Annotated in this window: 21 protein-coding genes; 9 read left to right on the top strand and 12 right to left on the bottom strand. The window is 64.2% G+C overall.

Translation table 11 applies throughout. The features are described from left to right. From AC58EF_RS16025 to rpsB, 10 genes are all read right to left on the bottom strand, one after another. Window positions 1-666 (bottom strand): OmpH family outer membrane protein, encoded by a 666-nt coding sequence (locus AC58EF_RS16025; RefSeq protein ID WP_497277369.1) that lies wholly within the window; start codon window positions 664-666, stop codon window positions 1-3. Next, window positions 666-3305 (bottom strand): outer membrane protein assembly factor BamA, encoded by a 2640-nt coding sequence (bamA, locus tag AC58EF_RS16020; protein ID WP_497277368.1) that lies wholly within the window; start codon window positions 3303-3305, stop codon window positions 666-668. Before bamA ends, AC58EF_RS16025 begins: the two co-directional genes overlap by 1 nt. Window positions 3306-3407: 102 nt before the next feature. Then, window positions 3408-4541 (bottom strand): RIP metalloprotease RseP, encoded by a 1134-nt coding sequence (gene rseP / locus AC58EF_RS16015; protein ID WP_497277367.1) that lies wholly within the window; start codon window positions 4539-4541, stop codon window positions 3408-3410. Next, on the bottom strand, window positions 4538-5695 hold the full coding sequence (locus AC58EF_RS16010; protein WP_497277366.1) for a 1-deoxy-D-xylulose-5-phosphate reductoisomerase: 1158 nt from the start codon (window positions 5693-5695) through the stop codon (window positions 4538-4540). The genes rseP and AC58EF_RS16010 overlap by 4 nt, the downstream gene beginning before the upstream one ends. Then, the gene (locus AC58EF_RS16005) at window positions 5692-6471 is read right to left on the bottom strand and encodes a phosphatidate cytidylyltransferase (RefSeq protein ID WP_497277365.1); all 780 of its coding nucleotides are present in this window, start codon (window positions 6469-6471) and stop codon (window positions 5692-5694) included. Before AC58EF_RS16005 ends, AC58EF_RS16010 begins: the two co-directional genes overlap by 4 nt. Window positions 6472-6475: 4 nt before the next feature. Beyond that, window positions 6476-7216: an isoprenyl transferase gene (locus AC58EF_RS16000; protein ID WP_497277364.1), complete on the bottom strand. Its 741-nt coding sequence runs from the start codon at window positions 7214-7216 to the stop codon at window positions 6476-6478. A gap of 43 nt (window positions 7217-7259) precedes the next feature. Next, on the bottom strand, window positions 7260-7817 hold the full coding sequence (gene frr, locus AC58EF_RS15995) for a ribosome recycling factor (RefSeq protein WP_497277363.1): 558 nt from the start codon (window positions 7815-7817) through the stop codon (window positions 7260-7262). Window positions 7818-7823: 6 nt separating this feature from the next. Then, window positions 7824-8549, bottom strand: a complete 726-nt coding sequence (pyrH, locus tag AC58EF_RS15990) for a UMP kinase (RefSeq protein WP_497277362.1) — start codon at window positions 8547-8549, stop codon at window positions 7824-7826. A gap of 227 nt (window positions 8550-8776) precedes the next feature. Beyond that, window positions 8777-9703 carry a translation elongation factor Ts gene (tsf, locus tag AC58EF_RS15985; RefSeq protein ID WP_497277361.1) on the bottom strand — a complete coding sequence of 309 codons (927 nt, stop codon included), beginning with the start codon at window positions 9701-9703 and terminating at the stop codon, window positions 8777-8779. 96 nt (window positions 9704-9799) lie between these two features. Then, window positions 9800-10558: a 30S ribosomal protein S2 gene (rpsB, locus tag AC58EF_RS15980; RefSeq protein ID WP_497277360.1), complete on the bottom strand. Its 759-nt coding sequence runs from the start codon at window positions 10556-10558 to the stop codon at window positions 9800-9802. Window positions 10559-10813: 255 nt separating this feature from the next. On the opposite strand from rpsB, the gene AC58EF_RS15975 reads away from it, so the two are divergent. After that, window positions 10814-11041 (top strand): hypothetical protein, encoded by a 228-nt coding sequence (locus AC58EF_RS15975; protein WP_497277359.1) that lies wholly within the window; start codon window positions 10814-10816, stop codon window positions 11039-11041. A 3-nt stretch (window positions 11042-11044) separates the two neighbouring features. Here the strand turns inward: AC58EF_RS15975 and AC58EF_RS15970 are convergent, their stop codons facing one another. Both AC58EF_RS15970 and AC58EF_RS15965 read right to left on the bottom strand, forming a co-directional pair. Next, window positions 11045-11773, bottom strand: coding sequence for a CDP-alcohol phosphatidyltransferase family protein (locus AC58EF_RS15970; RefSeq protein ID WP_497277428.1), 729 nt, complete (start codon window positions 11771-11773; stop codon window positions 11045-11047). Between the two features lie 232 nt (window positions 11774-12005). After that, entirely contained in the window at window positions 12006-12740 is a 735-nt protein-coding gene (locus AC58EF_RS15965) for a phosphatidylserine decarboxylase (RefSeq protein ID WP_497277358.1), read from the bottom strand. Window positions 12741-12900: 160 nt separating this feature from the next. Between AC58EF_RS15965 and AC58EF_RS15960 the strand changes: the two genes are divergently transcribed. The 8 genes from AC58EF_RS15960 to AC58EF_RS15925 all read left to right on the top strand — a co-directional run bounded on the left by AC58EF_RS15960 (window position 12901) and on the right by AC58EF_RS15925 (window position 20753). Then, on the top strand, window positions 12901-14124 hold the full coding sequence (locus tag AC58EF_RS15960) for an NADP-dependent isocitrate dehydrogenase (protein WP_497277357.1): 1224 nt from the start codon (window positions 12901-12903) through the stop codon (window positions 14122-14124). Between the two features lie 158 nt (window positions 14125-14282). After that, window positions 14283-15896 carry a GNAT family N-acetyltransferase gene (locus AC58EF_RS15955; protein ID WP_497277356.1) on the top strand — a complete coding sequence of 538 codons (1614 nt, stop codon included), beginning with the start codon at window positions 14283-14285 and terminating at the stop codon, window positions 15894-15896. A 139-nt stretch (window positions 15897-16035) separates the two neighbouring features. Continuing rightward, window positions 16036-16494: a hypothetical protein gene (locus AC58EF_RS15950; RefSeq protein WP_497277355.1), complete on the top strand. Its 459-nt coding sequence runs from the start codon at window positions 16036-16038 to the stop codon at window positions 16492-16494. Between the two features lie 284 nt (window positions 16495-16778). After that, entirely contained in the window at window positions 16779-17609 is an 831-nt protein-coding gene (gene cobA, locus AC58EF_RS15945; RefSeq protein WP_497277354.1) for a uroporphyrinogen-III C-methyltransferase, read from the top strand. Then, window positions 17606-17902, top strand: coding sequence for a DUF2849 domain-containing protein (locus AC58EF_RS15940; RefSeq protein ID WP_497277353.1), 297 nt, complete (start codon window positions 17606-17608; stop codon window positions 17900-17902). Before cobA ends, AC58EF_RS15940 begins: the two co-directional genes overlap by 4 nt. Before the next feature lie 2 nt (window positions 17903-17904). Next, window positions 17905-19536, top strand: a complete 1632-nt coding sequence (locus AC58EF_RS15935) for a nitrite/sulfite reductase (RefSeq protein ID WP_497277352.1) — start codon at window positions 17905-17907, stop codon at window positions 19534-19536. After that, on the top strand, window positions 19529-19969 hold the full coding sequence (locus AC58EF_RS15930) for a DUF934 domain-containing protein (protein ID WP_497277351.1): 441 nt from the start codon (window positions 19529-19531) through the stop codon (window positions 19967-19969). Before AC58EF_RS15935 ends, AC58EF_RS15930 begins: the two co-directional genes overlap by 8 nt. Continuing rightward, window positions 19962-20753: a phosphoadenylyl-sulfate reductase gene (locus AC58EF_RS15925; protein WP_497277350.1), complete on the top strand. Its 792-nt coding sequence runs from the start codon at window positions 19962-19964 to the stop codon at window positions 20751-20753. The genes AC58EF_RS15930 and AC58EF_RS15925 overlap by 8 nt, the downstream gene beginning before the upstream one ends. Window positions 20754-20846 lie beyond the last annotated feature (93 nt).

Here is a 20846-nt window from a genome sequence, read left to right as displayed (position 1 = left end):
TCAACGCGACTTGGGCGCCTGCGCCGGGGTGGCCGGAGCCGGAGCGGCGGCGGCGGCGGCGGCCTGGCCCTGACGACCGCCCGGCTGCCAGCCGGCGGGCGGAGTGATGCCGACGCTGGGCACCAGCGCATTGAGTTCGGTCACGACGGACTGTGTGATGTCGACGGTCGGCTGATAGGAGACGGTGGCTTCCGGCGAGAGCACCAGGTCGACCTTCGCCTTGGTCATCGCCGCCTTGAGCGCGTCGGAGAGCTTCGCGGTGATCTGCTCCTCGACATAGGCGTTGGCGAGCGCGATCGGCTGGCCCAGCCGCTGCAGTTCGGCCTGCGCGGTCTGCTGAGACTGCTGGAACTGCTGATACTGGGTCTCGATCGCCGGGGTCGGCTTGTTGCCGGCGGCCTTGAGCGCGGCCTGAAGCGAATCGCCCTTGGTCTTGAGATCGGTGTCGATCGCGGTCTTGCGAGCATTGAACGCATCGATCTGCGGCTTGTAGGTGGTCTGCATCTGCGTGCGCGCGGTGGTGTAGGCGGCGCTGGTGCCAACGGCGCGCTGCAGGTCGGCGACGGCGATGCCGGTCTTCGACTGGGCGGCGGCCGGAACGGCGGTCAGGGCCAGGGTGGTCACGGGCGCCAGGATGAGCGCGGCGGCTTTAACGATCGTTTTCATTAGAACTGAGTCCCCACATTGAAGGTGATGAGCTTGTTGTCGTCCCCTGGTTCCTTGAGCAGGGCCTTGGCGATGTCGATGCGGAACGGGCCGAAGGGCGAGTTCCAGTTGACGCCAAAGCCCACCGACAGACGCGGCTTGAGCGTGTCGCCGAGATATTCTTCCTCGAAATTGCCGCCGGAGAAGTTGTAGTTCACCGGGCAGGTCGGATTGCGCGGGGTGCCGTCTGCACGCACCGTCGCCCCCGAACCGGACGCTGGCGCACAATAGCCGGCAAACTGGATCGTCTCCGGATTGCGCAGGCCCGCGACCGCGCCGGCGTCCATGAAGATCGAGGGGCGCAGGCCCATTTCGCGCGCGCCCGAACCCAGCGGAATTTCAACTTCCGCGCGGGCCAGATAGTAGATCTTGCCGCCCAGCGCGTCGTCCGAAACATTGTTGTTGCTGTTGTTGCGGATGTAATTGCCAGTGGCCGTGCCGTCCTCATTGGTTTCGGCGGTCAGATAATAGCGCTTCACGCGCGGGCCGACGCCGCGAATGTCGAAGCCGCGGAACTGCGGTTCGCCCAGGAAGAAGCGGTCGACCAGGCGGACCTTCTCGACCAGCTCGCCGGTGGCGTCGCGGCGTTCGCCTTCCAGGCTGTGGATATAGCCGGCTTCGCCCGAGAGCGAGAAGATGAAGCCGCCGCCCAGCGGAACATATTGGGACGCGGCCAGACGCGTCTTCACATATTTGACGCTGCCGCCCAGCCCGGCGAAGTCCTGGCTCAGCGTGATATTGCGCCCGCGCGTCGCGCGGATGCGGTTGTCGCGCGTGTCGTAGATCAGCGAATAACCGACGGACGAAGTTGTGCGCTTGCCGATCGCGTCGCAGAGATAGCGGCCGGCCAGCAGCGGGTCGCACTCGATGTCGCCGTCGCCGTCGGTGTCGGAATAATAGCTGTCCCGGTCCAGCGTCGTATTGTCGAAGTTCAGCTGATAGCGGAGCGCCAGCGACATATATTCGGTTATCGGCACGCCCGCGCGCAACTGAAAGCCGGTCGACGTATTTTCATAGGTCGTGTCGCGATCATTATTGGTCAGATAGCGGAAGCTGTTGAGGTCGCGGCGATAGATGTCGCCGCCCAGCGCGATATTCTTGTCCATGAAATAAGGCTCGGTGAAGCCCACTTCCACTGACTTGCTATAGGCCGAATAATTGACCGAGGTACGCAGTTCCTGCCCCTTGCCGCGGAAGTTGCGCTGGGTGATCGACGCAGCGACAATGAAGCGTTCCAGCGACGAGAAACCGGCCGACAGCGACAATTCGCCGGTCGATTTTTCCTGCACGTTGGTTTCCAGCACGATACGGTCGGGCGCGGATCCCGGCTTCTGCTCGATATCCAGCTTTTCCTGGAAGAAGCCGAGCGAATTGATCCGGTCCTTCGAACGCTTCACCAGGAAGCTGTTGAAGGCGTCGCCTTCGGCCAGACGGAATTCGCGGCGGACGACCTTGTCCTGGGTCAGCGTGTTGCCGTTGATGTCGACCCGCTCGACATAGACGCGCGGTGCGTTGGCGATGCGGAAATTAATCCCCATCGTCAGCGAATCCTTGTCGCGGTTGAAGTCCGGCGACACGTCGGCGAAGGCATAGCCGAACAGGCCCGCCGTCTCGCTCAGCGTGTCGACCGTGTCCTCGACCTGCTTGGCATTGTACCAGTCGCCCTTCTTCATCGGCAGGCGCTTGGTCAGGCTGTCGCCCGACAGGTCGCGAATGTCCGATTCGACCTTCACGTCGCCGAACTTGTAGCGGTCGCCTTCCTCGACGACATAGGTGATGATGAAGTCCTGCTTGTCGGGCGTCAGTTCCGCCACCGCCGAAATGACGCGGAAGTCGGCATAGCCTTCGGTCAGGTAGAATTGGCGCAGCTTCTGCTGGTCATAGGCCAGGCGATCGGGATCGTAGCTGGTGCCCGAGGAGAAGATGCGGAACCAGCGCGACTGTTTCGTCACCATCTGGCTGCGCAGTTCGCCGTCCTTGAACTTCTCATTGCCGATGATGTTGATCTGCCGGACCTTGGATTTCGGCCCTTCCGAGATTTCGAACACGATGTCGACGCGATTCTGGTCCAGCTGGACCATCTTCGGCTCGATCGTCGCGGCGAAGCGGCCCTGACGGCGATAGAGTTCGACGATGCGGGCGACGTCGGCGCGCACCTTGGAGCGCGTATAAATCTGGCGCGGCGCCAGTTTTATTTCGGGACGTATCTTGTCTTCCTTGAGGCGCTTATTACCTTCAAGGACGATGCGGTTGATGACGGGGTTTTCCTTCACCTCCACCGTCAGCGCGCCATTGTCGTTGCGGATCTGGACGTCGGCGAACAGTTCCGTCTCATACAGGTCGCGCAGCGCCTGGTCGAGGCTCTCCTGGCTGTAGGGCTGGCCGACGCGCAGCTTGGTGTAGGACAGGACGGTGTCAGGCTCCAGCCGCTGCGTGCCGGTGACGGTGACGGCGCTGATCGTGCCCTGTGCGGGCGCGGCGGCGGCCGGCGCGGTCGCAGGCGCCGGGACAGCGGCGTCCTGCGCCATGGCGGGAACCGCCGGCAGGCCCGCGATCATGGTCGTCGCCAACAGGACGGCCACCACCGGGTGCTGCCTCATGCTGCTCTTGTTCGCTGTCACCCGCTCCACCTCAAAAACTCGAAAAAACATGTGTCTGCCGCAACAGACGCCGCCAAATGGCGCTTCCCTGCCCGAAGCGCGTCAGCCGATCAAGCCGGAGAGACTCTTCCACAGGCCGAAAGACGATAAATCGTTGAAAGTCACCAGCAGCATCATCGCCATCAGCACCGCCAGACCCGACCGATAGGCCCATTCCTGCGCAGCCGGGCTGACCGGCCGCCGCTGCACCGCCTCGATCCCGTAAAAGAGCAGATGCCCGCCATCCAGCATGGGAATTGGCAAGAGGTTGATGAACCCCAAGTTAATCGAGATGAGCGCGGCGAAGAAGATGAAGCTCTCCAGCCCCAGCGTCGCCGCCTGCCCTGACACCTGCGCGATCTTGAGCGGCCCGCCCAGTTCCTTGACCGACCGCCCGCCGCCGACGATCTGGCCCAGCGTTTCGACCATGGTGCGGACGATCTGGCCGGTGCGCTCGACCGCGACAATGGGCGCGCGCAACAGGCTGACCGGCACGATCACCGGCTTGCCCGGCGCCAGCCCCAGCCGGCCGATGTTGAACTTGTTGCCCAGGCCGTCATCCTCGGCCACGCTGCCGATACGCCCCTGCCTGACGATGCGCTGGCCGCCGCGATCGATCACGATCTCGACCGGCTCGCCGGGGCGGATCTGCGCATAGAGGCGGATATCGTCGAAGGTCGCCATCTCGCGGCCGCCCAGCGACACGATGCGGTCGCCCGCCTTGATGCCCGCCGCCGCCGCCGCGCTGCCCGCCTGCACCTGCCCGGCCACGGCCGGGGTGCGGCTTTCGCCATGGACGAAGGCGAAGGTGGCGAGGATCAGGATGGCGAAGAGGAAATTGATCGCCGGCCCTGCCGCCACGATCGCCGCGCGTTGCCACAGCGGCTTGCCGGGAAAGCTTTCCGCCCGGTCCTTCGCCGGCATTTCCAGCCAGGCGGGATCGGTCATGCTGGCGGCGTTCATGTCGCCCTTGAAACGGACATAGCCGCCCAGCGGCAGCGCCGCGACGCGCCAGCGGGTGCCGCGCCGGTCGACCCAGGCGAACAGCTCCGGGCCGAATCCGATGGAAAAGGCCTCCGCCTTCACCCCGCACCAGCGGCCGACCAGATAATGGCCCAGCTCATGCACGAAGACGAGCGGTCCGATGACCGCCACGAAGGCGAGAACGGTCAACAGGAAACCGGGATTCTGGATCAAGCCGTCAATCTTTCCATCACTTGGCCCGCCTGTCGGCGCGCCTGCGCATCCGCCGCCAGCACATCGTCGATCGTGTCGGGTTCCGGAGCGCTATACCGTTCCAACACATCCTCCACAATCATGGCAATATCAAGGAAGCCGATGCGGCCGGCCAGGAAAGCGGCGACCGCCACCTCATTGGCGGCATTGAGAATGGCCGGAGCCGCCCCACCCTCGGCCGCTGCCGCGCGGGTCAGGCGAATCGCCGGAAAGCGTTCGGGATCAGGCGCTTCGAAGTCGAGCCTGCCAATCCGCGCTAGGTCGAGCGGCTGGCACGGGGTCGCGATCCGGCCGGGCCAGGCCAGCGCATGGGCGATGGGGATGCGCATATCGGGTGAACCGAGTTGTGCCAGCGTCGAACAGTCGCGATATTCGACCATCGAATGGATCACCGACTGCGGATGGACCAGTATCTCGATCCGGTCCAGCCCGACCGGGAAGAGATAGGCCGCCTCGATCAGTTCCAGCCCTTTGTTCATCATCGTCGCGCTGTCGACGCTGATCTTCGCGCCCATCGACCAGTTGGGATGCGCCACCGCCTGCGCCGGGGTGATGCCGGCCATCTCGGCGCGGCTGCGCGTGCGGAACGGGCCGCCGCTCGCGGTCAGAATGATCCTTGAGACGGCATCTAAACTATTGTCAGCAAGGCACTGGAAAATTGCATTATGCTCGCTGTCGACGGGCAGAAGGGTCGCGTCGGCGGCGTGCGCCGCCTCCATCATCAGCCCACCGGCCGACACCAGCGATTCCTTGTTGGCCAGCGCCACGGTGCCGCCGGCCTTGAGCGCCGCCATGGTGGGCCGCAGCCCCGCGCAGCCGACGATCGCCGCCATGGTCCAGTCCGCGCCCAGCGCCGCCGCCTCGACCAGCGCGTCCTCGCCAGCCGCCGCCTCGATCCCCGATCCGGCGAGCGCGTCCTTCAGGGCTCCGTAAAGCCGCTCCTGCCCGATCACCGCGATCTGCGCACCCGTCGCGCGCGCCTGCGCCGCGAGATTGTCCACATCGCTGTTGGCGGTGAGCGCGACGACCCGATAGGCATCGGGATCGCGCCGGACCAAATCCAGCGTCGACAGCCCCACCGACCCTGTGGCGCCGAAGATGGAAACGCGCTTCATCCGCCCTGCACCAGGATCAGATAGAGCAATGTGGCGAGCGGCGCGGCGGCGACCACGCCGTCCAGCCGGTCCATCACGCCACCATGGCCGGGCAGCAACGTTCCGCTGTCCTTCACCCCCGCCCGGCGCTTCATCGCGCTTTCCAGCAGATCGCCCAGTTGTGCCGCCACCGCCAGCAACCCGCTCGCGGCGGCGAGTTGGATCGGCAGGCCGGCGAAGCGGTGCAGCAGGAAGCCCAGCACCAGCGCCGCCAATACGCCACCCGCCAGACCCGACCAGGTCTTGGACGGGCTGATGCGCGGCGCCAGCTTCGGCCCGCCGATCGAGCGGCCGGCGAAATAGGCGCCGATATCGGTCGCCCACACCAGCGACAGCGCCCAGAAGGCGAGCAGCAGCCCATAGGCATAGGGTTCTTCCGCCCGCAGATATTGGAGCGCGGTGATCGGCACGCAGATATAGGGAATGCCCAGCGCCAGCTTCAGGTTGCGGCTGGTGAAGGCGACGAAGAAGAAGGCCCCCGCCCCGGCCATCAATACCGGCCAGTCGATGCCGGCGGCCAGCGGGCACAGCAGCGCCAGGGGGATCGACACGGCAAACATCGCCGCCTTGCGCTGGTCGGGGGTGGCGCCGGTCAGGTCGCCCCATTCGCCCTGCATCAGCACGCCGGCGACCACCAGCAGCAGCCAGAACAGCAGCCCGCCTGCCAGCAGGGCACCCAGCGCCACCGCGATCAGCGCGACGCCGACAATGGTGCGGGTGCGCAATTCGCTCGTCATAGGATCACAATCCGCCGAACCGGCGGTCCCTCAGGCGAAAGGCGTCCAGCGCCTGCGCCAATGCCCGCCCATCGAAATCGGGCCAAAGCATGTCGGTGAAATAGAGTTCGGCATAGGCCGCCTGCCACAGCATGAAATTGCTGAGCCGCTGCTCGCCCGAGGTGCGGACCAGCAGGTCGAGCGGCGGCAGGTCGGCGGTGTCCAGTTCGGCGTCGATCGCGGCGATGCCGATATCCTGCGCCGCCAGTTCGCCCTTCGCCACGCGCTCGGCCAAACGCTGCGCCGCGCGGACCATCTCGTCCTGCGCGCCATAGTTGAGCGCGATCGCGATCACCGGACCGCTATTGTCGGCGGTGCGCGCCATCGCGCTTTCGATCAGGTCGACCAGCGACGGTTCGAGCGCGCGATAATTGCCGATCACCCGCAGCCGCACGTCATTGGCATGAAATTCCTCGATGTCCGACTGGATGAAATGGCGCAGCAGTCCCATCAGATCGGACACTTCGGCCGCGGGCCGCTTCCAATTCTCCGAGGAGAAGGCATAGAGCGTCAGGCATTCGAGGCCCATATCCTGCGCCGCGCGGGCGACGCGGCGCACCGCCTCCACCCCGGCGCGATGGCCGGCGATGCGCGGCAGCAACCGCTTCTTCGCCCAGCGGCCATTGCCGTCCATGATGATGGCGACGTGACGCGCGCCATGGGCAGGCGCGACGCGGGTGAAATCGGGCTTGGCTTGTGTGGCCATCAGAAAGACATGCGTGCTTTGGCCGCGAAAAGAAAGCCCCGGCTTACTGGCCGAGGATTTCCTTTTCCTTCGCGCTCGCCGCCGCGTCGATATCCGCGATGCTTCCGTCGGTCAGCTTCTGGACCTCGGTTTCCAGGCGCTTGCGCTCGTCTTCGCTGATTTCGCCCTTCTTCTCGTCGGCCTTCAGGCTGTCCATGCCGTCGCGGCGGACGTTGCGCACGGCGACGCGCGCGCCTTCGGCATATTTGCTGGCGAGCTTGGCCAGTTCCTTGCGGCGCTCCTCGGTCAGGTCGGGAATCGGCAGGCGCAGCGTCTGGCCGTCGACGATCGGATTGAGGCCCAGACCCGCCGACCGGATCGCCTTGTCGCAGGGACCGACATTGCTCTTGTCCCAAACCTGGACCGACAGCATCCGCGGTTCGGGCGCCGACACGGTTGCGACCTGATTCAGCGGCATATGCGCGCCATAGACTTCGACCGTGACCGGATCGAGCAGCTGGATATTGGCGCGGCCGGTGCGCAGGCCGGACAGGTCGCCCTTCAGCGATTCGAGCGCGCCGGCCATGCGGCGTTCGAGGTCGGCCTTGTTATATTGCGGCATGGTGGTTCAACGCTCCTGATTTTGCACGATCGTCGCCACGCCATCCCCGGCGAGCACCTTGGCCAGGTTGCCCGTCTCGCGGATGTTGAAGACGACGATGGGAATATTATTTTCGCGGCACAGCGCAATGGCGCTGGCGTCCATGACCTTCAGATTGTCGTTCAGCACCTGGTCGAAGCTGATCTCCTCATAGCGGACCGCATCGTCCACCTTCTTGGGATCGGCATTGTAGATGCCGTCGACACTGGTGCCCTTGAACAGCGCGTCGCAGTTCATTTCGGCCGCGCGCAGCGCCGCCGTGGTGTCCGTGGTGAAGAAGGGGCTGCCAGTGCCCGCCGCGAAGATGACGATCCGGCCCTTCTCCATGTGCCGCACGGCCTTGCGCCGGATATAGGGTTCGCACACCGACGCCATCGGAATGGCCGACTGGACGCGCGTGTCATAGCCCAGCTTCTCCAGCGCATTCTGCACCGCCAGCGCGTTCATGACGGTGGCGAGCATACCCATATAGTCGGCGCTCGCCCGATCGAAGCCGGCGGCCGCGCCCGCCAGCCCACGGAAGATGTTGCCGCCGCCCACGACCACGCAGAGCTCAAATCCCGCGTCCTTGGCCGCCGCGATCTCGCCGGCGACACGGGCCACGGTCGCGGGTTCGATGCCGAACTGCCCCTGTCCCATCAGCACTTCGCCGGACAATTTCAACAGGATGCGCTTGAAGGCTGGCCGGGTCATGCGGGGCGAGAATCCTTGTAATGGGCAGGGGGAAGCGGCGCGGACATTAGAGGCGCAAAACCGGGATGCCAAGGGGCGTTTGTCGCTGACAGCGCCCTCTTCATAGGGAAAGATCAACCACCGCTGCAAGCCACGGATCGACAACGGGTGTCAGCGACAAACAGGTCCAACGAAAAAGGGGCGCCCCTTGAGAACGCCCCTTCCCTTTTCCTGTCGCGCGCGGGCGATCAGACGCCGGCGGCGGCGGCAACTTCGGCGGCGAAGTCGCTGACTTCCTTCTCGATGCCTTCGCCCAGTTGGAAGCGGACGTAGCTCTTGAGCGTGATCGACGCGCCGGCATCCTTCGCCGCCTTGGCGACGACGTCGGCGACCGGGGTCTTGTTGTCCATCACGAACAACTGGCTGAGCAGGGCCTGTTCCTTGGCGAACTTGGCGACCGCGCCGTCGACCATCTTGGCGACGATTTCGGCGGGCTTGCCCGATTCGGCGGCCTTTTCAGCGGCGATCGCGCGTTCACGCTCCAGCAGCGCCGGGTCGATGTCGTCGGCCGACAGCGCCAGCGGGAAAGCGGCGGCGATGTGCATGGCGAGCTGCTTGCCCAGCGGCTCCAGCACGTCGGCGGGCGCGTTGCCTTCCAGCGCAACCAGCACGCCGATCTTGCCCAGGCCAGGCGCAGCGGCGTTATGGACATAGGGGACGACGACACCTTCGCTCACTTCGACATGGCCGACCCGGCGGACATTCTGGTTCTCGCCGATGGTGGCGACGTTCGACACCAGCTTTTCGGCGATCGTGCCGCCGGCCGGGTGCGTCTGCGCGGTCAGCGCTTCGGCGTCAGCAGCGCCGGTTTCCAGCGCGACGGCCGAAACGGTGCGGACGAAATCCTGGAACTGGTCGTTCTTGGCCACGAAGTCGGTTTCGCTGTTGACTTCAACGGCCACGCCCTTGGTGCCGGCGACGGCGACGCCGACCAGGCCCTCGGCGGCGGTGCGACTCGACTTCTTCTGCGCGGCGGCCAGGCCCTTGGCGCGCAGCCAGTCGGTCGCGGCTTCGATGTCGCCATTGGCTTCGGTGAGCGCCTTCTTGCAATCCATCATGCCCGCGCCCGAACGGTCGCGCAGTTCCTTGACGGCGGCAGCGGTAATCTCGGCCATGTTTCGGCTCCTAAAGTTCAGTGTTTCAAATATGAGGCAGGGCGCGTCCCCGAAGAGCGCGCCCTAGCCTGTCATTCCTACAGTCGTGCGACGCTCTCAGGCTTCGACAACGACTTCTTCAGCCAGCGGCTCGTCCAGCGCGCCCAGATCGACGCCCGAAGCCTGCTGCGCGCCACGGTTGCCCTTGGTCGCGGCGGCCGCGATGGCGTCGCAATAGAGGCGGATAGCGCGGCTGGCGTCATCGTTCGCCGGAACCGGGAAAGCGATGCCGTCGGGCGAGACGTTCGAATCGAGGATCGCGACGACCGGGATGCCCAGCGTGTTGGCTTCCTTGATCGCCAGCTCTTCCTTGTTGGCGTCGATCACGAACATGACGTCGGGAATGCCGTTCATGTCGCGGATGCCGCCCAGCGACAGTTCCAGCTTCTCGCGCTCGCGGGTCATCTGGAGCACTTCCTTCTTGGTGAAGCCGTGGGTGTCGCCCGACAGCTTTTCCTCAAGGGTCTTCAGACGCTTGATCGAGCCGGAAATGGTCTTCCAGTTGGTGAGCATACCGCCCAGCCAGCGATGGTTGACGAAATGCTGGCCCGACTTGCGGGCGGCTTCGGCGATGGGGTCCTGCGCCTGGCGCTTGGTGCCGACGAACAGCACCTTGCCGCCGGCGGCGACGGTCGCCGACACGAAGTCGAGTGCGCGGCCGAACAGGGGCACGGTCTGCGACAGGTCAAGAATGTGGATGCCGTTGCGCTCGCCGAAGATATACGGCTTCATGCGCGGGTTCCAGCGGTGGGTCTGGTGGCCGAAATGGGCGCCAGCCTCGATCAATTGGTGCATGGTGACGACAGGTGCCGCCATAATCTTTCTCCTTCCGGTTGCTACCTCTGGGAATCAGGAACCAGCCAAAGCCTGAAAGGCCGGGCGAGGCACCGGATATGTTGATTCCCATGTGGAATGGGCGCGCCTTTAGCCGCGAAAAAAAGCAAATGCAAGGGTTGACGCCGTTCCCGAATGAGAACATAAGGGGAACAGGTGGAACAAAGCCGGTTTAACTGCCGTTCCATCGCCATAATGCGCCATGAAGTTCATATGGCAAGATAGAAAGTGGTCGATATGTTCACTCTTGTTGCAGCGACTCTCTTTTCCGCCGCCTTCCTGCTGGCGATCGGCACCATCGCGTGGATGTTCGCGGCCTATCATGACAAGATGGTGGCCGCCCTGCTGTTCCAGCCGATCCCGCAAACGCCGCAAGTCTATCATATCCGCGTCAGCCGCCCCCGCGTGACGCACGGCCTGCGCAAGACGAGCCTGCCCCTGCCAGGAAACATGGTTGCGGCTTGATCGTCAGATGGCGCCGGCCGCCGCCTCGCGCTGCCGCTTCACCTTGGCGTAGGACATGATCCCGAAGGGAATGAGCACGATATAGCACCCGCACAGGATCAGCAGGGTGAGCCAGGGATCGGTCACGAGCAAGGCCGCCAGCAGCCCCGCCACCGCGATCGCCTCCAGCCGGATGCGCTTGCGCAGCCGCAGCGCCGACCAGCTATAGGTGGCGATGTTGGAGATCATCAGGAAAGCGGTGAAGGCGGTCCAGGGCGCGACCACATACCAGGCGCGGAAAAACGTCTCACCTGTCACCAGCCAGAGATAGAGCGGCACGAAGGCCAGCCCCGCCCCCGCCGGCGCGGGCACGCCGGTCAGGAAGCCGGCCGATTTGTGCGGCTGTTCGTCGGCGTCGATATTCGCGTTGAAGCGGGCCAGGCGCAGGGCGCAGGACAGCGCATGGGCGAGCGCGAAGATCCAGCCGAATTTCGGCATGGCGTGCAGCGACCAGAGATAGAGGATCAGGGCAGGCGCGACCCCGAAGGCGATCGAATCGGACAGCGAGTCCAGTTCCGCGCCGAACCGGCTTTCGCCCCGCAACAACCGGGCGATGCGGCCGTCCAGACCATCGAGCACGCCGGCGAACAGGATGGACAGCACCGCCCGCTCCCACTCGCCCGAAATGCCGTAGCGCACTCCGGTCAGGCCGAAGCACAGCGCCATCGCCGTCACCGCATTGGGCGCCAGCATCCGCAGCGTGATCCCCCGCCGCAGCCCGCGGGGTACCGTGCGCCGCTGGCGGCTCATGCGCCCAGAGCCTCCGCCCACTTTACCGTTCGCCCTGAGCTTGTCGAAGCTTCAAACGAGTCACGGGCCTCGTTTGAACCTGAGCGACGCCGAAGGGGGCTGCCCTTTTCTTCCGAAAGGAAGTGCGAGGCTGCGACAGGCTCAGCCCGAACGGAGATAAAAGGCAAAGCCATGCTCACTGCTGAATGCCCGGCACCACGCGGCGGTCGCCGATCTGACCCAGGATGGTTTCGCCCGCGATGGTTCGCTGGCCCAGGATCACGCGCGGGGCGGTGCCGGCGGGCAGATAGACGTCGACGCGGCTGCCGAAGCGGATGAGGCCGATGCGCTGCCCCGCCGCGACCATGTCGCCGGGCTTGACGAAGGGCACGATGCGCCGCGCCACCAGGCCGGCGATCTGGGTAAAGCCGACGCGCAGCCCGTCATGGCGCTCGACCAATATATGCTGGCGCTCATTATCCTCGCTCGCCTTGTCCAGGTCGGCATTGAGGAATTTGCCGGAGATATAGACGACCGACTTCACCGTCCCACCGATCGGCGTGCGGTTGATATGCACGTCGAACACGCTCATGAAGATCGACACGCGGATCAGCGGCTGGTCGCCCAGGCCGTTTTCGCCCGCCATCTCGCGCGGCGGCGGCACCCGCTGGATCAGCGTCACCAGACCATCGGCGGGCGCGATGACCGCCCCTTCATCCTGCGGCACGGCGCGCACGGGATCGCGGAAGAAGGCGAAGACCCAGATCGACACCATGACCATCAGCCAGCCCAGTATCTCCCACCCCAGCAGGAACAGGACAGCGGTGATCGCCACTGCGATCAGGCCGAACTTCATCCCCTCCGGATGGACCGAAGGGAAGCGCCATTTGACATTGCCGCCGGCGGCAATCGTGATCTCGTCATTCTCCATGGGCACCGTCTTTAGGGAGAGACCGTTCCCCTGACAACGACCGATCCGGCGCATGGCTCCGCACGCGGCAGATTCCTGCCCTTCCATGGTTGAACATTGGCGTCGCTTTCCCTAGGGCGTCCCCATATTCCACCCAAGCAGAAGAAAGCGAATAGGCGCTATGGCGAAGATCAAGGTGAAAAACCCCGTCGTGGAGATCGACGGCGACGAAATGACCCGGATCATCTGGGAATGGATCCGCGAGCGCCTCATTCTCCCTTATCTCGACATCGACCTCAAATATTATGATCTCAGCGTTGAGAAGCGCGACGAGACGAACGACCAGATCACCATCGATTCCGCGAACGCGATCAAGGAATATGGCGTCGGCGTGAAGTGCGCCACCATCACCCCCGACGAAGCCCGCGTCGAAGAATTCGGCCTCAAGGAAATGTGGAAGTCGCCCAACGGCACGATCCGCAACATCCTGGGCGGCGTCGTCTTCCGCGAGCCGATCGTAATCTCCAACGTCCCCCGCCTGATCCCCGGCTGGACCAAGCCGATCGTCGTCGGCCGTCATGCCTTTGGCGACCAGTATCGCGCCACCGACATCAAGGTGCCCGGCCCGGGCAAGCTGCGCCTCGTCTTCGAAGGCGAAAATGGCGAGACGATCGATCGCGAAGTGTTCAACTTCCCCTCGTCCGGCGTCGCCATGGCGATGTACAATCTCGACGATTCGATCCGCGACTTCGCGCGCGCCTCGTTCAACTATGGCCTCAACCTCAAGTGGCCGGTCTATCTGTCGACCAAGAACACCATCCTCAAGGCCTATGACGGCCGTTTCAAGGATCTGTTCCAGGAAGTGTTCGAAACCGAAGGCTTCGCGCAGAAGTTCAAGGATGCCGGCATCGTCTACGAACATCGCCTGATCGACGACATGGTCGCCTCGGCGCTCAAGTGGAGCGGCGAATTCGTCTGGGCGTGCAAGAATTATGACGGCGACGTCCAGTCGGACCAGGTCGCGCAGGGCTTCGGCTCGCTCGGCCTCATGACCTCTGTCCTGCTTTCGCCCGACGGCAAGACCGTCGAAGCCGAAGCGGCGCACGGCACCGTCACCCGCCACTATCGCCAGCACCAGCAGGGCAAGGCGACCTCGACCAACCCGATCGCCTCGATCTTCGCCTGGACCGGCGGCCTCAAGTTCCGCGGCAAGTTCGACGAGACGCCCGATGTCGTGCGCTTCGCCGAAACGCTGGAGAAGGTCTGCATCAAGACCGTCGAAAGCGGTGCGATGACCAAGGATCTGGCGCTGCTGATCGGCCCGGATCAGGCCTGGATGACCACGGAGCAGTTCTTCGAGCAGATCCGCGTCAACCTCGAAGCCGAAATGGGGCAGTGGGCCTAAAGGGCTGGAACTGATGACCGCTCTTGCGGTTTCAGTTCGATAACGGAACGAGGCGGCGCCGCATCCCGGCGCCGCCTTTTTCGTATCTGACCGGCGGGTCGGAGGGAGGGACCATCCCTCCGTGACTAATTCCGGGTGAGAAGGCAGGAGACGAGCAGATGACCACCACCGCCCAGAAACGCCTGGAGGTTCGCGCGGCCGTGCCGTCCGACGTGCGTGGTATCCAGCGGCTGATCGCCCGCGTCTATCCCGGCCTGCCCAATTATTCGCTCGCCACCCTGCGCGGGCAGATCAACAATTTCCCGACCGGCTGCTTCGTCGCTCTCTATGACAACAGGGTCGTGGGCTATTGCGCCACCATGCGCGTCAGCAAGAGCATGGCCTTTTCCTATCATGACTGGGAGGAGATCACCGCCAACGGCTTCGGCACGCGGCACAGCGCGGCGGGCGAATGGCTCTATGGCTATGAGATGGCGGTGGACCCGAAGCTGCGCGGGCTGCGCATCGGCCAGCGCCTCTATGACGAGCGCAAGGAACTAGCCGAGGAACTGGACCTGCACGGCATCGTCATCGCCGGTCGGATGCCCGGCTATGCCCGCGCCAAGCGCCGCGCCGGCAGCCCGGCCGACTATCTGGAGAAAGTGGTCCAGGGCAAGCTGCGCGATCAGGTCATCAGCTTTCAGCTCAAGAACCAGTTCGAACCGCTGGGCGTCCTCGAAAATTATCTGCCGGAAGACCGGCAGTCGGACGGCCACGCCGCTCATCTGGTCTGGCGCAACCCCTATGTCGATCCCGACGAGGCCCCCGAGATGCGGGTGCCGCGCGGGGTCGAGAGCGTCCGCCTCGCCACCTGCCAGCTTCAGGCGCGCGCGGTGAAGGATTTCGACGAATTCGTCCGCAACATCGAATATTTCGTCGACGTGGCGGCGGACTATCGCTCCGACTTCATCGTCTTTCCCGAACTGTTCACCCTGCCGCTCCTGTCCTTCGAGACGAAGAAGCTTTCCCCTATCGAAGCGATCGACCGGCTGACCGGCTACACCCCGCGCCTGACCAAGGAACTGACGCGGATGGCGCTGGAATATAATATCAATATCATCGGCGGCTCCCACCCGACCCGCGCCGACGATGGCGACATCCAGAATATCGCCTATGTCGCCCTTCGGGATGGATCGGTCCATACGCAGGAAAAGATCCACCCGACCCCCAATGAAGCCTTCTGGTGGAACATCAAGGGCGGCGACGCGCTCGACGTCATCCAGACTGACTGCGGTCCGATCGGCGTGCTCATCTGTTACGACAGCGAATTTCCCGAACTGGGCCGGCGGCTCGTCGATCAGGGCGCGCGCATCATCTTCGTGCCCTTCTGCACCGACTCGCGGCTCGGCTATATGCGCGTGCGCTATTGCGCGCAGGCCCGGGCGATCGAAAATCAATGCTATGTCGTCATGTCGGGCAATGTCGGCAACCTGCCCAATGTCGACAATATGGACATCCAATATGCCCAAAGCGCGATCCTCACGCCCTGCGACCTGCCCTTCGCGCGCGACGGCATCGCGGCGGAATCGACCGAGAATGTCGAGACGCTGACCATGGCGGACGTCAATCTGGCCGACCTCAGCTGGGCGCGCGCCGAGGGCACGGTACGTAACCTGCGCGACCGGCGGTTCGACCTCTATCATATCGACTGGGACAGCAATCCCGACCATGGCCATGCGCCGAGCGGCGGGCCGGTGCCGGCGGGCGGGCATAATTCGCCGGGGGGTGGGTAAAGCCCCCTCGATCCTGACCCGATCCGTCTATTCCGACCATCTGAAAGCGACCATTTTTGCCGTAACTGCGTGACGTTGCCTCGCCCGTTTGCGGACATTCATCGCCTATGCCATCGTAGGTTGTGATAAGGGGGCTTCGATGAAGGCGCTATTTAATTTGCCGGTGAAGATTTTGGGCAAGGGCTTATTGTGGTTCGCCCTTTGTATTTGCCTCTTATGGCTCTTGGCGTTCTCGATTTGGTACGCATCTCTTCGTTTCCAACCATGTGGAATTGTCCTCTGGGATCGCCTGTTTGGCGGCCTCATTTCAACAAGATTGCGCCCTTCGGAATGCGCGAAGACTGTCACCCGCGTTGATGCCGTCGGCACTTTGACATTAGGACGGGAGGTCACGGCGTTCGTGTCCGACGATAGGCGCGTGATCGGCCGCTCTTTCCAACTAACGCCAAACGCCACGGACGACGCACTGCGCATGGATTTCCATCGAGCGGGCAATGGCGAGGGGTGGCCAAAGTATAAAGTTAGGGTGCGTGGCCTCCTCTTCTTTGACGGAAAACGAACCGAGTTAGTAGCGGAGCAGATTACGCAGGCCGAATAATACGGGAGCAAGAACTAGACGACATAAGTCTATCATGAATATTATTAATAGGCACGGGTGCACGCTGCGCTGAACGGCCGTTACCGGCTATCGTCTCTTCAAAGCGGACGGACCGCTAACTACCCACTCCCGTCATGCTGACGAAAGTCAGCATCCAGGGTTGCTTATAGCCACTCCGTCGAGACCTCGCCTCCCTATCCCCCCACCACGCAAAAACATTTCCTAATCCCCGCCATACCCATTCTGAATTGAACTCGCGCGGCGCATTCGCCATGTGGGCCAGCATGGCTGAACATGCACCTGCTACCGTCCATCTGGTCGGCGCCGGACCGGGCGATCCGGACCTGTTGACGCTGAAGGCCGCGCGCCTGATCGCCGCAGCCGACGTGATCGTGCATGACGGGCTGGTGTCGGACGCCATCCTCGCCCTCGCCTCTCCGCAAGCCGAACGCATTTCCGTCGCCAAGCAGCGCAGCCGCCATTCCATGCCGCAGGAGGGGATCAACGCCCTGCTCGTCGATCTCGCCCGCGAAGGGCGCAACGTCGTGCGGTTGAAGGGCGGCGATCCCTTCATCTTCGGCCGGGGCGGCGAGGAAGTCGACGCCTGCCGCGCGGCAGGCGTGCCGGTGGAGGTGGTGCCGGGCATCAGCGCCGCGATCGGCAGCGCGGCGCAGGCGCAACTCCCCCTCACCCACCGCGAGGCGTCGAGCGCGGTCAGCTTCGTTGCGGGCCAGTGCAAGGGGCTGACCGATCAGGACTGGTCGGGACTGGCGGGCAAGGGCCGCACGCTCGTCATCTATATGGGCGTCGCGACCGCCGCCGACATCGCCGACAAGCTGATCGCCGATGGCGTGTCACCCGCCATTCCGGTGGCGGTGCTGGAAAATGGCACGCGCGCCGACATGCGGACCTTGCGCACCCTGCTCGCCGACCTGGGCGACATGGTGGCGCGGGAAGAGGTGAAAAGCCCGGCCCTGATCGTGGTCGGCGAGGTGGCGGCCCTTGCGCTGGCGCGCGATAGCCTGATCGCCTATCGCGACATGGCACGGAACATGGAAGGTTCGGCAACGACCGGCCCCAACGGGAAAAGGCCAGATTGGAAAAGGGTAGAATGAAGATATTGACGGGCAATGACCTGGTGAGCGGCGACGTCATCTGGTGGGCGGGCGACGGCTGGTCGCGGCAGGTCGGCGACAGCGTCGATGTCGGCGAGCATGGCGACGACCTCGCCCGCACCGAGGAAGCCGCGCTGCGCGTCGTGGGCGCCTATGTGATCGACGCGACCGTCACCGACGAAGGCGTCCGCCCGGCCCATATCAAGGATCGCATCCGCGCGCGCGGCCCGACGGTGCGCCCCGACCTGAACCTCAAACCAAATGACGCCGATGCCGGCAACTGGGTGATCTGACCATGTATCGCTATGACAGCTATGACCAGTCCATCGTCGACGCCCGTGTCGAGGAATTTCGCGACCAGGTGCAGCGCCGCCTGTCCGGCGCCCTGACCGAGGACCAGTTCAAGCCGCTGCGGCTGATGAACGGCCTCTATCTGCAACTGCACGCCTATATGCTGCGCGTCGCCATCCCCTATGGCACGCTGAGCGGCAAGCAGATGCGCAAGCTGGGCGAGATCGCGGCGAAATATGACAAGGGCTATGGCCACTTCACCACGCGCCAGAACCTCCAGTACAACTGGATCAAGCTGGCCGACGCGCCCGACATTCTCGCCGAGCTGGCGACGGTCGAAATGCACGCCATCCAGACCAGCGGCAACTGCATCCGCAACATCAGTTCGGACCAATATGCCGGCGTCAGTGCCGACGAGGTGGCGGACCCCCGCCCCTGGGCCGAACTGCTGCGCCAATGGTCGAGCTTCCACCCGGAATTCACCTATCTGCCGCGCAAGTTCAAGATCGCGGTGATCGCGTCGGACGACGATCGCGCGGCGATGCGCCTGCACGATATCGGCCTGAAGCTGGTGTCCAAGGATGGCGTGATCGGCGCCGAAGTCTATGCCGGCGGCGGCATGGGCCGCACCCCGATGGTCTCCCCGCTGATCCGCGATTTCGTGCCCGAAGAGGAGATCGTCTCCTATCTGGAAGCCTGCCTGCGCGTCTATAATCGCTACGGCCGCCGCGACAATAAATATAAGGCGCGGATCAAGATCCTCGTCCACGAAATCGGCGTCGAAGAATATAAGCGTCAGGTCGAGGAGGAGTTCGCGCATATGCGGACCCTTGGCATCAACCCGCCGACCGAGGAACTGGACCGCATCCGCGCCTTCTTCGCCGCGCCCGCCTATGAAACGGGCCTCAGCGAGGACATCGACCGCAGCGACCCGGCCTTCGCCCTGTGGGTCGACCGGCAGGTCGCGACGCACAAACAGCCGGGCTATGCGATCGTCAATATCAGCCTGAAGCCGCTGACCGGCATTCCCGGCGATGCGTCGGCCGAGCAGATCGAATTGGTCGCCGCTCTTGCCGAGCGCTATTCGTTCGATGAAATCCGCGTCACCCATGCGCAGAATCTGGTCCTGCCGCATGTGAAGAAGGCCGACCTTTACACCATCTGGCAGAAGCTGGAGGAAGCGGGTCTGGCCGAAGCCAATCTGGACCTCATCACCGACATCATCGCCTGCCCTGGCCTCGATTATTGCGCGCTCGCCAATGCGCGCTCGATCCCGCTGTCGCAGAAGATCGCGCAGCGCTTCGCCGATGCCGAGCGTCAGGCGGAACTGGGCGAACTGAAGCTCAAGATTTCGGGCTGCATCAACGCCTGCGGTCACCATCATGCCGGCCATATCGGCATATTGGGCGTCGACCGGAAGGGCGTGGAGAATTTCCAGCTCCTGCTCGGCGGATCGGGCGCGGAGGATGCGTCGCTCGGCCAGATCACCGGTCCCGGCTTCTCCGAGGACGGCGTGGTCGACGCGATCGAGAAAGTCACGGACATCTATCTCGCCGAACGCACCGACGGGGAGCGCTTCCTCGACACCTATCGCCGCATCGGCATGAAGCCCTTCAAGGAGGCGATCTATGGTTGAGTTCCTCTCCTTCCGCGACGGCGAAGCCGCGCAGGAACCGGCCGTCACGGTCGAATCCTTCACCGGCCAGTCCAACTCGACCGCGGTGCGGATCGAGGCGGGCGAGGATGCACGCGAATTGCTGCCTTTCCTCGACCGGCTCTCCCTCGTCGAGGTGAACTTCCCGGCCTATGGCGACGGGCGCGGCTATTCGGCCGCCCGCATCCTGCGCGAATCGGGCTATCGGGGCGAACTGCGCGCCGTGGGCGATGTGCTGGTCGACCAGATCAATGCCATGCGCCGCTGCGGCTTCGACAGCTTCCATCCCGCAAAGCCGCTGGATGACGCCGCCGTGGAGCGCGCGCTGGGTCGCTATGCCGACGTCTATCAGAAGGCGATCGATGGCCGTAGCCCCGTCTGGGCGAAACGGCACCCGGAGAAAATAGATGGCTGAACCCGCCCGCCAGATTGATGTGATCGACACCCGCCCCGCCTTCACCCAGGCGCAAGCCGACGCGCTCAACGCGCGGTTCGAGGGCGTCGATACGCTGACCATGCTCAGGACCGTGTTCGCGGAAGGCCTCGCCGGCAATGTCGCCGTCGTCTCCTCCTTCGGCACGGAAAGCGCGGTGCTGCTCGATCTGGTGGCCAGGGCGGACCGGAATGTTCCGGTGATCTTCGTCGATACGCTCAAGATGTTCGCCGAGACGCTGAACTATCGCGACACGCTCATCGCCCGGATGGGCTTCACCGACAGCCGGACGATCGCGCCGCTGGCCGACGTGATCGCGAAGAAGGACGAGACGGGCCTTCGCTGGTCCTATGACCCCGACGGCTGCTGCGACATCCGCAAGGTGGAACCGATGAAGCGCGCCAAGGATGGCCTGGACGCTTGGATTTCGGGCCGCAAGGCGTTCCAGTCGGTGACGCGCCAGAACCTGCCCCGCTTCGAGGTGGAGGATGGCCGGCTGAAGCTCAACCCGCTGGGCGACTGGACCAAGGCCGATCTGGAAGCCTATTTCGCCGAGCATGACCTGCCGCGCCATCCGCTTGAGAGCCAGGGCTATCTGTCGATCGGCTGCGAACCCTGCACGTCCAAGGTGCTGCCCGGCGAAGACCCGCGCGCGGGCCGCTGGCGCGGCTGGGACAAGGTGGAATGCGGCATCCACTCGTCGGTGTCGCCCATCCCCACGCCGGTCGCGGACCCGGACGATCCGGCGAACATGCCGGTGTTCTGAGGGGGCGGGATTTTCGCTATCCGGCTTGGGGAAAAGGTCGCCTTTGGCGGCCTTTTTCTTGGCTGACCTTGCCTGCTTCAAATTCCCTCAAAG

Source organism: Sphingobium sp. WR1 (assembly GCF_059693745.1).
This window is presented reverse-complemented; position numbering and strand designations above follow the sequence as displayed.

Coding starts and splice junctions, on each gene's coding strand:
- AC58EF_RS16005 (WP_497277365.1), bottom strand. CDS start 6,471: ATGACGAGCGAATTGCGCACCCGCACCATTGTCGGCGTCGCGCTGATC.
- pyrH (WP_497277362.1), bottom strand. CDS start 8,549: ATGACCCGGCCAGCCTTCAAGCGCATCCTGTTGAAATTGTCCGGCGAA.
- AC58EF_RS15940 (WP_497277353.1), top strand. CDS start 17,606: ATGAAGATATTGACGGGCAATGACCTGGTGAGCGGCGACGTCATCTGG.
- AC58EF_RS15950 (WP_497277355.1), top strand. CDS start 16,036: ATGAAGGCGCTATTTAATTTGCCGGTGAAGATTTTGGGCAAGGGCTTA.
- AC58EF_RS15975 (WP_497277359.1), top strand. CDS start 10,814: ATGTTCACTCTTGTTGCAGCGACTCTCTTTTCCGCCGCCTTCCTGCTG.
- AC58EF_RS16025 (WP_497277369.1), bottom strand. CDS start 666: ATGAAAACGATCGTTAAAGCCGCCGCGCTCATCCTGGCGCCCGTGACC.
- AC58EF_RS16010 (WP_497277366.1), bottom strand. CDS start 5,695: ATGAAGCGCGTTTCCATCTTCGGCGCCACAGGGTCGGTGGGGCTGTCG.
- rpsB (WP_497277360.1), bottom strand. CDS start 10,558: ATGGCGGCACCTGTCGTCACCATGCACCAATTGATCGAGGCTGGCGCC.
- cobA (WP_497277354.1), top strand. CDS start 16,779: ATGGCTGAACATGCACCTGCTACCGTCCATCTGGTCGGCGCCGGACCG.
- AC58EF_RS15935 (WP_497277352.1), top strand. CDS start 17,905: ATGTATCGCTATGACAGCTATGACCAGTCCATCGTCGACGCCCGTGTC.
- AC58EF_RS15960 (WP_497277357.1), top strand. CDS start 12,901: ATGGCGAAGATCAAGGTGAAAAACCCCGTCGTGGAGATCGACGGCGAC.
- AC58EF_RS15925 (WP_497277350.1), top strand. CDS start 19,962: ATGGCTGAACCCGCCCGCCAGATTGATGTGATCGACACCCGCCCCGCC.
- AC58EF_RS15965 (WP_497277358.1), bottom strand. CDS start 12,740: ATGGAGAATGACGAGATCACGATTGCCGCCGGCGGCAATGTCAAATGG.
- AC58EF_RS15970 (WP_497277428.1), bottom strand. CDS start 11,773: ATGCTGGCGCCCAATGCGGTGACGGCGATGGCGCTGTGCTTCGGCCTG.
- AC58EF_RS15930 (WP_497277351.1), top strand. CDS start 19,529: ATGGTTGAGTTCCTCTCCTTCCGCGACGGCGAAGCCGCGCAGGAACCG.
- AC58EF_RS15955 (WP_497277356.1), top strand. CDS start 14,283: ATGACCACCACCGCCCAGAAACGCCTGGAGGTTCGCGCGGCCGTGCCG.
- frr (WP_497277363.1), bottom strand. CDS start 7,817: ATGCCGCAATATAACAAGGCCGACCTCGAACGCCGCATGGCCGGCGCG.
- bamA (WP_497277368.1), bottom strand. CDS start 3,305: ATGAGGCAGCACCCGGTGGTGGCCGTCCTGTTGGCGACGACCATGATC.
- AC58EF_RS16000 (WP_497277364.1), bottom strand. CDS start 7,216: ATGGCCACACAAGCCAAGCCCGATTTCACCCGCGTCGCGCCTGCCCAT.
- tsf (WP_497277361.1), bottom strand. CDS start 9,703: ATGGCCGAGATTACCGCTGCCGCCGTCAAGGAACTGCGCGACCGTTCG.